The sequence below is a fragment of the Allomuricauda sp. TY007 genome, from assembly GCF_010468565.1.
Classification (GTDB): Bacteria; Bacteroidota; Bacteroidia; order Flavobacteriales; family Flavobacteriaceae; genus Flagellimonas.
In genome coordinates this window covers 292,296-307,180 of the sequence record NZ_WUEG01000002.1, presented here as the reverse complement: position 1 = coordinate 307,180, position 14,885 = coordinate 292,296, and the positions used below count along the sequence as shown (strand labels likewise).

The window sequence follows — 14,885 nt, the reverse complement described above, 5'->3', positions numbered from 1 at the left end:
AAACTAGGTAGTAGTATACTTACATTGTTGTTTGTACACAACTTAAGTGCAGTATTTGGTCTTGTGAACGTGATTCTTAATTCGCAATAGATTTAGTTTGGAACTCAAGTAGTAAGTTCAAGTTTCAAGTTCAAGACTTTGGAGTTATGAGTTATGAGTTCGGAGTTACTGCAAACTGCGTACTTCCAAATTCGGACGTTTCGACTGCGCTCAACGTGATACTTCGGACCAAATTATTTGGTTATTGGGTTACTGCAAACTGTGTACTGCATACTTTCGACTTCGGACGTTTCTACTGCCTACCCGTCCGGCAGGCGGGCGCTCAACGTGACACTTCGGACTACGTTTTCAGTTATTGAGTTACTACAAACTGCATACTTCTGACTTGGTGCATCGGGATTCCGACATCCGACTTTTTATAATTTTTCCCTCAAATACCTTGCTGTGTAGGATTCCTTATTGTTGACAATCTCCTCGGGAGTTCCTTCCACAACTAAATTCCCGCCTTTTTCTCCACCTTCGAGACCAAGGTCGATGATATAATCCGCACATTTTACGAGTTCCATATTATGCTCTATTACGATTACGGAATGTCCTTTGCCAATAAGTTCATCAAAGGATTTAAGCAATTTTTTAATGTCATGGAAGTGAAGTCCAGTCGTTGGCTCATCAAAAATAAACAAGGCTTTTTCCTTGGTATGTCCTTTTACCAAGAACGAAGCTAGTTTTATACGCTGCGCTTCACCACCAGATAGGGTAGAGGAGGACTGGCCTAGAGCCACGTAGCCCAAACCAACATCTTGCAAAGGCTTCAATTTGGTTACAATTTTTTCCTGCTTGTGATTTGAAAAATGTTCAATGGCATCATCAATGGTCATATTAAGGATGTCGTCGATGTTCTTTCCTTCAAATTGTACTTCCAGAATATCTTTTTTGAAGCGTTTGCCTGCACATGCATCGCATTCCAAATGCACATCGGCCATAAATTGCATCTCTACAGTGATTTCACCTTCGCCCTTACATTTTTCACATCGACCACCATCAACATTAAATGAAAAATGCTTGGCTTTGTATCCTCGGAGCTTGCTCAATTTTTGTGAAGCAAACAGACTTCGGATATCATCATAAGCCTTTATGTAGGTAACAGGGTTGGAGCGAGAAGATCGTCCAATAGGATTCTGATCCACAAATTCCACGTGTTTAATATGGGCGTACTTACCATCCATGGAAGAGAATTGACCTGCTTTTTCGCCATAGCCCCCTGTTTCCTTTAATATAGACGGATACAGAATTTTTCTGACCAAAGTACTTTTTCCACTTCCTGATACGCCAGTGACCACGGTAAGCACATTTAAAGGAAAAGTAACATCTATATTTTTAAGGTTGTTTTCGCGTGCCCCTTTTATTTGAATGTAGTGTTTGGAATTCCTTCGTTCTTCAGGAACAGGGATTTCCATAGTTCCATTAAGGTAAGATGCTGTTAAGGAATCTGATTGAAGGATTGCTTCCCAATCTCCCGTAGCCACCACTTTTCCGCCCAGCGTTCCAGCTTCGGGGCCAATGTCGATGATTTCATCGGCAGCTTTCATAATATCTTCATCGTGCTCCACTACAATAACCGTATTGCCCAAATCTCGAAGCGATTTGAGCACTTCAATCAAATTCTCGGTGTCTCGAGGATGCAATCCAATACTCGGTTCGTCCAAAATATACATGGAACCTACCAAGCTGCTTCCCAACGAGGTGGCCAAATTGATACGTTGGCTTTCACCACCAGAAAGTGTGTTCGATTTTCGATTCAGAGTGAGGTAACTCAAACCTACTTTGTCCAAAAAGCCTAATCGCGTAGTGATTTCGGTCAATAGTCTCTTGGCAACAGAAGTATCGTGTTCAGAAAGCTCTAATGCTTCAAAAAATGGTGTCAACTGGTTGATGGGCAGTTCAATCAAATCTGAAATGGATTTGCCACCTACTTTAACATAATCAGCTTCTTTACGCAGTCTTTTTCCTTTACATACGGTACATTTTGTTTTGCCTCGGTAACGGGAAAGCATCACCCTGTTTTGGATTTTATAACTCTTCTCTTCTAGCTGTTCAAAAAACTTATGGATTCCTATAAAATGTTCGTTCCCGTCCCAGACCAATTGTTTTTGTTCTTCGGAAAGTTCAAACCAAGGTTTGTGGATTGGAAAATCAAATTTATAGGCGGCATTCACCAACTGGTCGCGGTACCAGCTCATACTTTCGCCACGCCAAGGAAAAACGGCATTTTCATAGACGGATAGGGCCGTGTTGGGAATCACCAAATCTTCATCAATACCAATTACATCCCCATACCCTTCACATTTGGGACAGGCCCCATATGGGTTATTGAAACTAAACAGGTGAACGTTCGGTTCCAAAAACTTCATTCCGTCCAACTCAAACTGGTTGCTGAAGGTCTTTACTTCTCCGGTTTGAAGGTTTTCGATGGCGCATTGGCCTTTTCCTTCAAAAAAGGCATTGTCCACAGCATTGGCCAAGCGGTTATAAAAATCCTCATCATCCTTTACAATGATACGATCTACGACCAAATCAAATTCTCTACCAATATCTTCTGGCGCTTGATCAATCCGAATGACCTCTCCTTTATATTTAATACGGGCATACCCTTGTTTGGAGAAAAGTTCCAAGGATTTTAAAGGTTCCCGTTCTTCACTAATGGTTATAGGGGCCAATAACAGGAGTTTGTCTCTTTCGTTCAACTCCTTTATATAATTAATGACATCGGTAACCGTATGTTTTTTTACCTCCTTTCCAGAAACAGGGGATAGGGTCTTCCCGATGCGAGCATACAACAACTTTAGGTAGTCGTAGATTTCGGTGGTGGTCCCGACCGTAGATCGTGGATTGGTGGAATTTACTTTTTGTTCTATGGCAATGGCGGGGGCTATACCTTTAATATAGTCTACCTTCGGTTTATCCAGTTTGCCCAAAAACTGTCGTGCGTAGGAGGAAAGACTCTCCACGTACCTACGCTGGCCTTCGGCGTAGAGTGTATCAAAAGCTAGGCTAGACTTCCCCGAACCGGATAAACCTGTGATAACCACCAATTTATTTCTTGGGATGACAACATCTATGTTTTTAAGGTTATGCAGTTTGGCACCCTTTATGATAATATTCTGCTTGGGATCTACGTTTATATTGATTGCCATTCGTTAAAATTAGGGTCTCAAAGATACGATACGCCACACTTAATACGTATATTGCATCAGTTAACATATAAAAATCGTCAACTCACAACATAGATTTTTAGATCGCCTAGCTATTTATCTATATTTGAAGTGTAATTAAAATCCTGATAGGCCTATACAGAATAATTACTTTTTAAAGATTAAAAACTGAATAACTAAGGTTTTCCTTTTTAAAGGGAGGACTGTGATTTTAACCCAAAAAAAGTAATTTGTATGGAACAGCTACAGATTAATGACTCGATTTTAGTAAAGAATTACATTGACGGAGACGAAAAGTCTCTTGAAATTCTGATCAACAGGCATAACCAAAGAATCACCAGCTTTATTTATAGCAAAGTTTTGGACAGGGATGTTGCAGAGGACATCTTCCAGGACACTTTTATCAAGGTTATCAAGACCTTAAAAAAGGGAAGATACAGCGAAGAAGGTAAATTTTTACCTTGGGTGATGCGCATTGCACACAACTTGGTAATAGACCACTTCCGTAAGAACAAAAGAATGCCCAAATTTGAGGGCAGCGACGATTTCAACATCTTTTCTGTTATTCACGATGAGAAGTTGAATGCCGAAAAGCAAATCATCAAAGATCAAATCGAAAGCGATCTTACCCTTTTGATTGATGAGTTGCCAGACGACCAAAGAGAAGTATTGATCATGCGTATTTACAAGGATATGAGTTTTAAGGAAATATCCGAAAACACAAACGTTAGCATCAATACGGCCTTGGGAAGAATGCGTTACGCACTCATTAATTTGAGAAAAATCGTAGAAAGAAAGAACATCGTTTTAACGAATTAATCGAGCATTACGTCGAAGCCTGCAATATTTCCAAACTAGCGCCGTTATATAATGGAAACAATTACTTACGCTAGAATATGGAAAACATTTACTCTGAAGAACAAAAATCCGTAAAAACGGTAAAAGCGAGCCAGAAAACTGTTGATTTCTTGCTTAGCTTTTCAAAATCGATTCATGTAGTTGACTACAAAAAACACCAGTTTGAAGTAACATTGAATTAATTTAAGGATCAAACTGACGAAAAGAGCCGCAATTAGCGGCTCTTTTTGTTTTTATAATATTCGTTGATCACGGTTTTTCTCCCAATCGTCTTCGTAATTATGTCTTTTTCCAAATCCCAACCCCTTGCAGGCGAATACTCCCTACCGTACCAAATAATTTGAAGATGTAAACGGTTCCAAATCTCCTTGGGGAACAATCGCTTGGCATCTCGCTCGGTCTGCACCACATTCTTACCATTGCTAAAACCCCAACGGTACATCAACCGGTGAATGTGGGTGTCCACAGGAAAGGCAGGAATTCCAAAGGCTTGGGAAACCACAACACTGGCGGTCTTATGTCCCACGGCAGGCAATTCTTCCAACAGGGAAATATTCCTTGGAACTTCCCCATTATATTTTTCTATCAAAATTTTTGAAAGCCCATAAATTCCCTTCGACTTCATAGGCGAAAGGCCTACTGGCTTGATGATTTCCCTGATTTCTTCCTCTGAAAGTTTTATCATATCAAAAGGGTTATCTGCTTTTGCAAATAATAAGGGGGTGATTTGATTGACCCGAACATCAGTGCTTTGGGCAGATAGCAATACGGCAATCAATAAGGTATAAGGGTCTTTATGATCTAAAGGAATGGGTATTGTGGGGTAGAGTTCATTCAAGGTTTTGATTGTGAATTCAACCTTTTCTTGTTTGGTCATATTTGTTTAACTTTGATAAAGTGAATATTAAACAATTAATTCAAGAGCAACGCACATGAATATGTTAAAAGTAGGTGATAAAGTACCTGATTTTTCAGCAAAAGACCAAGACGGCAACACAATTAATCTCAGTAATTATAAAGGGAAGAAGCTGGTAGTGTTTTTCTATCCCAAAGCAAATACACCAGGTTGCACGGCCGAAGCGTGTAATCTCCGCGACAATTACAAGGAATTACAAGCACAAGGCTATGAACTCTTGGGTGTAAGCGCAGATTCGGAAAAGAAACAATCGAATTTCAAGAACAAATATGAATTCCCATTTCCTTTATTGGCCGACGAAGACCATACCGTAATCAATACCTTCGGCGTTTGGGGCCCTAAGAAGTTTATGGGCAAGGAATATGATGGCATTCACAGAACCACTTTTGTTATTGATGGCGATGGTGTAGTAGAAAATGTTATAGAGAAAGTAAAGACTAAGGACCATGCTGCACAGATTTTGGGATAACCTTTACTGACATTCCAAATAGACGGTATCACACAAGAAAAAAGGCGCTGAAATCAGCGCCTTTTTTCTTATTCCTTCTCTTCCAGAACCTTCCTGGTGAACAGGTTTTTCTCTTTTATGATTTCCGCAATACCTTCAGGAAGCTCTTTTTCCCATCCTTCATCTTTGTTGATGATTTGTTTGAGTACATCCCTAGAGAAAATGTGGAGAATATCAGGATCATAATCAATGATGTCCATTACCTTACCATTGTACTTAAAGAACTTGTACAACTCCTTCATTCTAGGATGAACCTTAACATTGTTGCTTGTAAGGATTTGTCCGGTTTCAGGGTCTTTCATGGGATAGAGATACACTTTCAAATCCTTAAAGAACAGTTTCCCAAAAGCTTCCAATATGCCACCGCTCAAGTGACGATAATATTTTTCATCAAAAACATCCACCAAGTTATTTACGCCCATTGTTAATCCAATTTTGGCCTTGGTGTAGTTATTAAAGTATTCTACCAGTTTGTAGTATTCCTGGAACTTGGATATCAATACCGTATGCCCGAGTGAACAAAGTAGCTCAGCTCTGTCCATGAAGTCTTGCTCATCAATTTCCCCCGAAGCCTTTAGGTTGGATAATGTTATCTCAAAAACAACAATAGCATTTTCCATATCTACCGTTTGCTCTCGAATAAAGATATCGTATGACTTCTGGAACATATCCATATTTACCTTGGTCACTGGTCTAAAACTACCGCGCAATGCCAAGATGTTTTTCTTGTAAAGTACAGCCGCCGGAAGCAAGTTGTTTCCATCCGGGCCGAACATTACAGCATCCGTCATATCGTTTTTTATAAGCTGAAGACTCATCAACCTATTATCAACATCCGCAAAGTTGGGCCCTGTAAAGTTGATCATATCAATTTCCAAAGTGTCATGGTCGATATGATCATACAGATATTTTAAAAGTTTTTTTGGCTTGTGGAACTTGAAAAATGCCCCATAAATCAAGTTTACACCTAAAATACCCAAGGTTTCTTGCTGTAATCTTGCTTCATTTTGTTTAAAACGGATATGAAGTACGATTTCATCGTATTCCTTTTGGTCCGGATCCAACTGAAAACGAAGTCCAACCCATCCATGCCCTTTGTAACGTTTGGAAAAATCTATTGTTGCCACAGTGTTGGCATAACTGAAGAACAAATAATCCGGGTTGCTGTCCCTACTGATTCGTTCCTCGACCAACTTCATTTCATGGTCCAACATCTTTTTCAACCGGGATTGGGTAACGTAGCGCCCATCTTCCTCAACACCATAAATAGCATCACTAAAAGATTTATCATACGCGCTCATCGCCTTTGCTATGGTTCCGGAAGCTCCTCCAGCTCTAAAGAAATGTCTGGCAGTTTCTTGCCCGGCACCAATCTCGGCAAAGGTTCCGTAAATATCACGGTTTAAGTTTATCCTCAGGGTTTTCGCCTTAATGGAAGGAATATTTTCGAAAGCATTTTCTTTGCTTGGTAAGCTAGGCATGTCCGTTTTTTTAATGTGAAGCAAAGTTACACTCTTCACGCAATCTATTAAATAAATAAGTTATAATTTTGGATTTAATGGATGATAAGATGACCATTACTTTTTTGGGCACGGGAACTTCACAGGGAATCCCCATAATTGGAAGCAAACACCCCGTTTGCCTGAGCAAAGATCCCAAAGACAAAAGACTGCGCGTATCCGTATTGATTTCGTGGAATAATTACAATTACGTTATTGATTGCGGGCCGGATTTCAGACAACAAATGTTGGCCAACCCCATAGATAAATTGGACGGGATTCTGTTTACGCATGAGCATGCCGATCACACCGCTGGAATTGACGATATTCGACCCTTTTTCTTTCGACAAGGAGACATTCCGGTTTATGCGCATCCAAGGGTTTTGGATTCCCTCAGAAGACGTTTTGATTATATTTTTGCAGATGAGGACCGTTATCCTGGCGCACCAGCAGTACAGGTCCACGAAGTTTCAAAGGATAAAAATATTCCGTTGGGCGATTTGGATGTAGTTCCCATAGAAGCCTTTCACAACAGACTACAGGTCTTTGGATACCGCTTTGGGGAATTTGTGTACTTAACTGACGTAAAGCGGGTAGATGAAGAGGAGATCAAAAAAATAAAAGGCGCCAAAGTATTGGTTGTAAATGCGCTTCGGCTAGAACCGCACCATTCCCATTTCAATTTGGAGGAAGCTTTGGAGTTTGCCGAAAAAGTAGGGGCGGAGCAAACCTATTTTACCCATATCAGTGCTTTGTTGGGATTCCATGAAGAAGTGGAGAAAAGTCTTCCCGAAAACATACATTTGGCCTACGATAACCTAAAGATTAAAATTTAGATTTGATGAAAAGCAGAATTTTTCTATACCTGTTTGTTTTTGCCGCTTTGTTGGCTTTGTTTCAATATGTGACGGGAAACAATATGCAAAAAGCATTGACCTCTGATGTAAAACAACTTGAAGAAGAGGTGGTAAAACTCGAGGATTCTCTCCAGACCATGCATTTAAAAGTATTGGATATGCAATACTTTACTTTGGAAAACAATGATGATGCTTTGGCGTATTACGACCATTTGAATTTAGAAAACCCATCACTCTATATTCAGGATAAATTATTGGAAACCAACGAGAAGAAAGGCGATAATCCTTTAATTCCCTACGAAGGAATGGAAAGTGATTTTAAAATCAATAAAATCAAGGTGTTGAACCATAAATGGATTTTGGCCGATTTTTCAGATGGAAAATATTGGGGCGACCTTATTATAAAATATGAGCTAAAAGATGATTTAAGCGTGGATTTTACCTTGGCCGAACATTTGCTTTACGCTCCGCAGTAATTAATCCGTGCCAAAAGAGAAACAAGAACAGAGAAAAAATAGAACAAGGACAAAAGAATCAAGAGACAAGAACCAAGACTGAAGTTCAGAGTTCAGAGTTCGGAGTTACTAAGTTATTGGGTTACTGCCAGCTTCGTGCTTCGTACATCCGACTTCGGCCCCCCAACAAGTTCAAAAACAAGAGTTACTACCGACCGCGAAACTGACTCCAGACCTCGTGCATCGGACTTCAGACATCAAACATCAAACATGCTCCTCCAACCACTTTTTAAACGAAAAAAAATTCTGTTGTGAAACGCCATGCCCCACAGGAAACTCCTCATAAGTAGTCGGAATATTCAGTTTTTTCAGGAATTCTGGAGATTTTTCAGCCCATTCCAAAGGAATCACCTGGTCCACTTGCCCGTGCGACACATAAAAATTAAGATTACTGTGGTCTTTATCAGCATAGCCTTCCATCAAAATATTTTCATTGATGTATCCACTAAGTGCCACTACATTCTTAACTTTTTCTGGATAAGATAATGCCACAGCATAACTTAAAATGGTTCCCTGGCTAAAACCTAATAGCGTAATATTATCTTTATCAAGGTCGTAAGCTTCAATAGCCTCATCAATAAAAGCAACAATTTTCTCCCTAGATTCCTTAGCCTGTTCATCATCGCTCCATTTACCTTGCTCCGCATCAAAATTAATGGCATACCATGCATGGCCAAATGGCTCCAAGTTATAGGGTGCCTTTACAGAAATTACCATTAATTCACCAGGCAGTTCCGATGCAAAGGAGAAAAGGTCTTCCTCATTACTGCCATAGCCATGAAACATAAAAAGCGCAGGGATTTTACCTGAGACTTTGGATGATGGTCGTAGTAAATATTCTAACGATAAGGGTTTTAGGGACATTGTTTTAGTTTAGGATATGAATGTGAACCATTTTTGAAAGTGCTTGCCCAAAAAAGGTAGTGGTTTGGTGGTTTCATTTAAAACTTGCAAAAAGCCAAACACCCATATAATAAGGTAAAAAATATAAATAAGGAACGATAAGTAAACAAGTCCAGTGTAAGTGAGCAAAATAGCCAGGGCATGAAAAAGTACATGAATACCAAAAGCCTGTCGGATATGAAATCGAGCAAAGGCATTTTTGGGCTCAATATTCATGGTGATGGCTATTACACAACCAACAATGGTAATGTAGGATACAATTGCAGTAGTTTTTCCTGGGGTGGAATTGCTCATTATATGGTACTTTGATTATTGTTGATTACTCCGTAAACTTTACCCTTTAATGTAGAACCTACGAACATGCTATTCTTTGAGGTTGAAAGAATGTTCTTTGTCTCAAAAGTATATTCCCCATCAGGATTGAACAAGGTCAGACAAGCTTTAGAACCCTCTTTCAGTTCCGGTACTTCAATGTGGTATCGAGACCGGCCTTTGGTCAGGAATTCAATGGTTTCGTCCAGTTCAAAAATGGTATTCAAGCTACCAAAAGCGGATTCCAGACCAAGACTGCCATTTTTGGCATTATCAAACTCCACACGTTTATGCTCAATATCCATAGGTATATGATCTGAGGTCACAAAATCAATGGTTCCGTTTTTTACTCCTTTAATCAAGGCCTTGCTATCTAATTTTGTGCGTAGGGGAGGAGATACCTTAAAATGGGTATCAAATCCCTCGAGGGTTTCATCCGAAAAGAATAGATTATGAACTGCAACGCTACAGGTCACGTCCAATCCTTTCTTCTTGGCCTCAGCAATAAGTTTTACCGAGCCCCCAGAAGATATGGTCGGAATATGTAATTTTCCTCCGGAATACTCTAAAATAAAAAGATCTCGTGCAACTTGCAGTTCTTCGGCCAAAGCAGGGATGCCTTTGAGTCCAAGTTTGGTCGATACTTTGCCTTCGTGCGCCACACCCTTTCCTTTAATATCTCCATCTTGAGGAAAGGAATACACCAATCCGTCAAAATTTTGGGCATACAACAATGCAATTTTTAATAGATTAGGATTGGAAACCTGTTTTTTGAAATCGTAAAAGGCTACGGCTCCCGCATTTTTCATGTCATAAAGCTCCGCAAGATCAACACCATCGGCATTCTTGGTCAAGGTGCCCAAAGGATAAATCTTTGTGGCCTTACCCATTCCACGTTCTTTTAAAAATACCACATCGGAGCTGGTATCGGGCACTGGATTCGTATTTGGGTTCAGCACAATATCGGTGAACCCGCTTTTACCGGCAGTAAACAACCCGTTTGCAATGGTTTCCCGTTCCTCAAATCCTGGCTCACCAAAACTCACGCTGCTATCGAACCAACCAAGGGATACATGTAGATTATCTTTTTCCACTACCTTGGTATTGGCAGGAGCTTCCACAGCGGCACCAATCTTTTCAATGATTCCTTTTTTTATAAGGATATCCCTTTTCTTCAAATGAAGTTCCTTGTTCTCTGGGCATACGATTTTTGCAGACTTCAGCAGAATGTTCATGTAACAAATTTTTGAATGAGTACCTCAATAAGCGCCAGAAGCAACGCTAAAATAACAAACCATTTCCAATATGCGGTAATGTTGCTTTCCGCTTCCAAATATTCGAACAACTCCGAAATTGTATCCATGGTATTTACATTTTCCAATGTTCCGATATCCAGGTATTTAAGTTGGCTTTCCGTTCTCGGGTAATTAAAACTGATATTTTGTAACCGTTGGTTGTTTTGCAAAATGGAATAAATACCATCTTCGGTCGGGTTTTGGTCGAAAGTAAGACGTACTCGATTGGGAAACGTTTGCTGAAGCGGAATAAACTCATACCCCTCCTTGGAAACCTCTAAAATATCGTCGTTACCTATTTGAGCAGAAATATCCACCGTGGTTGTTTCACCAAGGGTTTGATAGGGCTTTGGTGTTTGCAAACTCGATTGTGCCATATTATAAAAAGTGGGAACAATCAAAGGCGAATTGATAAAGTTGGAATTATCCAATGTCAAGGGAGCCGTAAACACATACAGACCATCATTGCCAACTAAAAAAGCATTACCCCCATCCATCGACAATGCAGCAGGAAGACCAGTCTGTATATTAAAATACTCTTTTATTGATGGATATTGAAAATTGGTTACTTCTTGTTCAAACACGTTACGGTACAACGGATGGTCAAAAGTTATGGTAGTCAATTGGGCATCGGATGTGATTTTCTCCGAAAACTGTGTTGTGGACAAACTGGACAAAAAAGTATTGTAAGAGGATAAATCACTATTGATCGCAGGGACCACAACCAAGGTACCACCATCATTTTTAAAAGTGCGCAGGATATTTTGAAGGCTGCTTGGGATTGCCGTCAGATTATCCAAAATCACCACATTTTTATCATCCAAATTGCTGTAATCCAGTTGGTTCAAAGCATATTTTTGAAAATCAAATTCATTGCCGCGAAACAAACGATTTAAATAATCATTGTCCGATTCGCTGATGGCCAAAACTTTAATTTTTTCTTTGGGATTGATGTTGAAGAAAAACCGATTATCATACCCCAAAGCATTATCGATGATGCTCAAACGTCCGTTTAACTCTTCACTGGCCGGAATGGTAAATTCGACTTCAGCATTTCCATTTGATTTAAATTTTGCAGCAGTTTTGGCAATCAATTCGTCTCCATCATACAGCGAAATCGGTAACGCCTCATCTTCATTGCCACCAAATAGAAAGACCTGCAGTGTAGCCTGATCGTTCACATTTGTTTCCACAAAAACGGAATCGATGGAAATATTCTGAACTTTACGTACTTGCATTGGGACAAAATACGCTGATAAAGTGGAATCCAAATTGATATTTCCATCAGATAGCCTCTCCTGAAAATCTGAAATTACAACTAGATTTTTGACGGTGCCATTATTTTGGGAGAACATGCTCTTGGCCTTTAGGCCAATCTCATTAAAATTAAGTTGTTTGTAGGAATAGGGGAGCGATAGCAGCGAATTTTGAATGTCAGCTACACGAACATTGTTGAATGCTTTTTCGTTAGTAAACAGACTGAACTCCGTATCCCCATCAATGTTTTTGATTAAATCCTGGACAGCTTTTTCCAAAAGTGAAATACCATTGTTCTTAGCTTGCATGCTAAAAGAATCGTCCAGATAAACAACGGTTTCCTTTTCTTGAAGCGCTGTTATGGCAGAGGTAAAGGGTTGTGCAAAGGCAATTATAATGGCGGCCAACAATAAGAGGCGGGTAAACAGCAGCAGCCACTTTTTTAACGTATTGCTTTTTCTGGACTCCGAAACCACTTTTTGTAGCATGGCTACATTGGTGAAAGGGGTTTTGGTAAAGCGGCGTAACTGGAATAAATGGATTAAAATGGGTATGACCAGGAGAAAAAGTGCCCAAAGAATTTCTGGATGTTTAAACTGCATTCCCAACATTGCTTGGTCAAAGATAGGCATTAAAACATTCTGATTTCAAACTTCATTTATCAATTGTCAATGGCCAATGAACAATTATCAATGAACCTATTTTGATTGTGGACAAAGTGAAGTATTTTTTTTTGACACGAATTACACGAATGACTTGAATATACTTAATTGTCAATTTCGAACGAATGTGAGAAATCTAACTCGAAACAGGTTTAGTCAGCAAAAAAAGAAGTAATCCTGCATGGGCGATTGTCCCAATTCTGAAAAGTATTCCCTGATTTCTTCTTGGGCTTCCTCATTGGCAACGGTGATAATGCTTTGTGGATTGTCCAGTTCTTGTAATGCCTCAAAATGGACGAGTTCCTTGCCGTAAATTTCTTTGCCGATTTTCTTGGGGTTATCACATAACCAAACAAAATCATGCCCCTGTCTTTTTAACCCTTTTGCGATATTCTTCCCTTTAAATCCAGCCCCCCAAACTACCAACGAACGGGTGTCATCGTAATCCAACCGTATAAAATAATGGAGTTTAATGTCCAAAAAATAGTTTTGCGCGTAATGCTCGTGGGTGCGGGAGGTACGGGTATCGTAATCGCGCCAAAGGTGCAGCACTTGGTCGCATGGAATAATTTTAAATCCATGTTCATAAAATCTAAAGGTTAGGTCGTAATCTTCGGGATAGCGTTGGGGCTCAAAACCTTTGCATTTTTCAAAATCTTCACGGTGGACCATCCAGCAAGGAGAGGGGATCACACATTCCTTATAAATTTCATCATAATTATTGCCCGTTGATGTTAATTGGTTCAACCATTTCTCATACCGCTCGTAACCATTGCTGATACCTCGGTCGGAAAAATATTTTACCTGTCCAACAGCGACATGCCCAATCCCGTTTTCAACTATAGCGTTTACCATTACCTCCAATCTGGTAGGCTTCATGATATCATCAGAATCCATGCGAGTCACAAAGCTCCCACTACTTTGGGCGTATGCCGTTTGGAGCGCAGGAATAATCCCCATGCCTTTGTTTTGGAAGACTTTTATGCGCCCATCTTTTTTGGAGTAGGCGGAGAGGAGCTCAAAACTCTCATCGGTGGAATGGTCGTTAACGGCTAAAACCTCCCAATTGGTATACGTTTGATTCACAATGGAATCAAAACATTCGGGCAAAAAATTTGCGGTGTTTTTAAAAGGAATGATGATGCTGACCTTACCGTTTTGCATGCTGCAAGGTAACTAATTCTGATTGTCCGCAATCAACCAAAATGCACTGTCACTTCGAGCGCAGTCGAGAAGTTATTGAACCCAATGTCTTAAAAATGAGGTCTCGACTGCGCTCGACCTGACAACTTTTTGTTTATATGGTTGATTGCGGACAATTAGTTAACCAAATAACTCAGTAACTGTTTGCAATATCATTGTTTTTCAACCCATAATGGTTTAGTTCAATAACTTTTTAAGGCTTTATCAATGGCTTCTTTTACCATTGTCTCCATAATCTCATATCCTGCTTTGGTGACGTGCACTTCGTCCGTAGTTAACTTGGACTGCATTCCATTTCTATCATCAACCATTTCAGAGAAATAGTCCAAATACATTACGTTCTGGGCTTTGGTCATATCTTTGAGCAATGCATTTAGCTTTGGAATTTTAACGTTTGGATTCAACCCTGGACGCCACGGATAATCGTAAGCAGGCAGCACGGAACAAACTATCGGTTTAATGCTGTTTGCCTTTGCCAGTTCTACCATGGAAAGGATATTGTCGTGTATTTGTTTCAGCGTCATTGGGCCTGTGTTTCCCGCTATATCGTTGGTTCCTGCCAAAATAACGACGACTTTGGGATTTAGATCAATCACATCTTGACGGAAACGAAGCAGCATCTGTGGCGTGGTCTGTCCGCCGATGCCTCGGTTTACAAAAGGATGGTCCTTAAAAAAATCAGGATGGGCATCTTTCCACATTTCGGTAATGGAATTGCCCATGAACACTACGCGATTTTCATCTTCGGTTGATGCAGCTAATTCTGCATTTGCATTTTTGTACTTTTCCAAATTGGGCCAATCTTGGGCATTGATTTTGGAAGTGCCCATCAGTCCTAAAAAAGAAAGCATCATCCAGAGTATGGTTTGTTTTTTCACTTTGTGCGGT

General features: G+C 40.0%; 13 protein-coding genes. 4 read left to right on the top strand and 9 right to left on the bottom strand.

What is annotated here, in order from left to right; translation table 11 throughout:
• Positions 1-416 precede the first annotated feature (416 nt).
• Positions 417-3,194 (bottom strand): excinuclease ABC subunit UvrA, encoded by a 2,778-nt coding sequence (gene uvrA / locus GO009_RS03350; protein ID WP_163624796.1) that lies wholly within the window; start codon positions 3,192-3,194, stop codon positions 417-419.
• A 252-nt stretch (positions 3,195-3,446) separates the two neighbouring features.
• On the opposite strand from uvrA, the gene GO009_RS03345 reads away from it, so the two are divergent.
• Positions 3,447-4,031 (top strand): RNA polymerase sigma factor, encoded by a 585-nt coding sequence (locus GO009_RS03345; protein WP_163624795.1) that lies wholly within the window; start codon positions 3,447-3,449, stop codon positions 4,029-4,031.
• Between the two features lie 253 nt (positions 4,032-4,284).
• Here GO009_RS03345 and nth read toward each other — a convergent pair whose 3' ends face one another.
• The gene (nth, locus tag GO009_RS03340) at positions 4,285-4,947 is read right to left on the bottom strand and encodes an endonuclease III (RefSeq protein ID WP_163624794.1); all 663 of its coding nucleotides are present in this window, start codon (positions 4,945-4,947) and stop codon (positions 4,285-4,287) included.
• A 55-nt stretch (positions 4,948-5,002) separates the two neighbouring features.
• Here nth and bcp point away from each other — a divergent pair, with 55 nt between their 5' ends.
• Entirely contained in the window at positions 5,003-5,455 is a 453-nt protein-coding gene (gene bcp / locus GO009_RS03335; RefSeq protein WP_163624793.1) for a thioredoxin-dependent thiol peroxidase, read from the top strand.
• Positions 5,456-5,523: 68 nt separating this feature from the next.
• Here bcp and GO009_RS03330 read toward each other — a convergent pair whose 3' ends face one another.
• Positions 5,524-6,975, bottom strand: coding sequence for a TonB-dependent receptor (locus GO009_RS03330; protein ID WP_163624792.1), 1,452 nt, complete (start codon positions 6,973-6,975; stop codon positions 5,524-5,526).
• 89 nt (positions 6,976-7,064) lie between these two features.
• Here GO009_RS03330 and GO009_RS03325 point away from each other — a divergent pair, with 89 nt between their 5' ends.
• Both GO009_RS03325 and GO009_RS03320 read left to right on the top strand, forming a co-directional pair.
• Positions 7,065-7,829 carry an MBL fold metallo-hydrolase gene (locus GO009_RS03325; RefSeq protein ID WP_163624817.1) on the top strand — a complete coding sequence of 255 codons (765 nt, stop codon included), beginning with the start codon at positions 7,065-7,067 and terminating at the stop codon, positions 7,827-7,829.
• 5 nt (positions 7,830-7,834) lie between these two features.
• Complete coding sequence (locus tag GO009_RS03320) at positions 7,835-8,326, top strand: hydrolase (RefSeq protein ID WP_163624791.1); 492 nt, start codon at positions 7,835-7,837, stop codon at positions 8,324-8,326.
• A gap of 243 nt (positions 8,327-8,569) precedes the next feature.
• Here the strand turns inward: GO009_RS03320 and GO009_RS03315 are convergent, their stop codons facing one another.
• The 6 genes from GO009_RS03315 to GO009_RS03290 all read right to left on the bottom strand — a co-directional run bounded on the left by GO009_RS03315 (position 8,570) and on the right by GO009_RS03290 (position 14,875).
• Complete coding sequence (locus GO009_RS03315) at positions 8,570-9,229, bottom strand: alpha/beta hydrolase (RefSeq protein ID WP_163624790.1); 660 nt, start codon at positions 9,227-9,229, stop codon at positions 8,570-8,572.
• 9 nt (positions 9,230-9,238) lie between these two features.
• Positions 9,239-9,562 carry a hypothetical protein gene (locus GO009_RS03310; RefSeq protein ID WP_163624789.1) on the bottom strand — a complete coding sequence of 108 codons (324 nt, stop codon included), beginning with the start codon at positions 9,560-9,562 and terminating at the stop codon, positions 9,239-9,241.
• Positions 9,562-10,815: a dihydroorotase family protein gene (locus GO009_RS03305; protein WP_163624788.1), complete on the bottom strand. Its 1,254-nt coding sequence runs from the start codon at positions 10,813-10,815 to the stop codon at positions 9,562-9,564. Before GO009_RS03305 ends, GO009_RS03310 begins: the two co-directional genes overlap by 1 nt.
• Positions 10,812-12,734, bottom strand: a complete 1,923-nt coding sequence (locus tag GO009_RS03300) for a BatA domain-containing protein (RefSeq protein ID WP_239057372.1) — start codon at positions 12,732-12,734, stop codon at positions 10,812-10,814. Before GO009_RS03300 ends, GO009_RS03305 begins: the two co-directional genes overlap by 4 nt.
• Before the next feature lie 216 nt (positions 12,735-12,950).
• Positions 12,951-13,958: a glycosyltransferase gene (locus GO009_RS03295; RefSeq protein WP_163624786.1), complete on the bottom strand. Its 1,008-nt coding sequence runs from the start codon at positions 13,956-13,958 to the stop codon at positions 12,951-12,953.
• A 221-nt stretch (positions 13,959-14,179) separates the two neighbouring features.
• On the bottom strand, positions 14,180-14,875 hold the full coding sequence (locus tag GO009_RS03290) for an SGNH/GDSL hydrolase family protein (RefSeq protein ID WP_313790194.1): 696 nt from the start codon (positions 14,873-14,875) through the stop codon (positions 14,180-14,182).
• Positions 14,876-14,885: the final 10 nt, after the last annotated feature.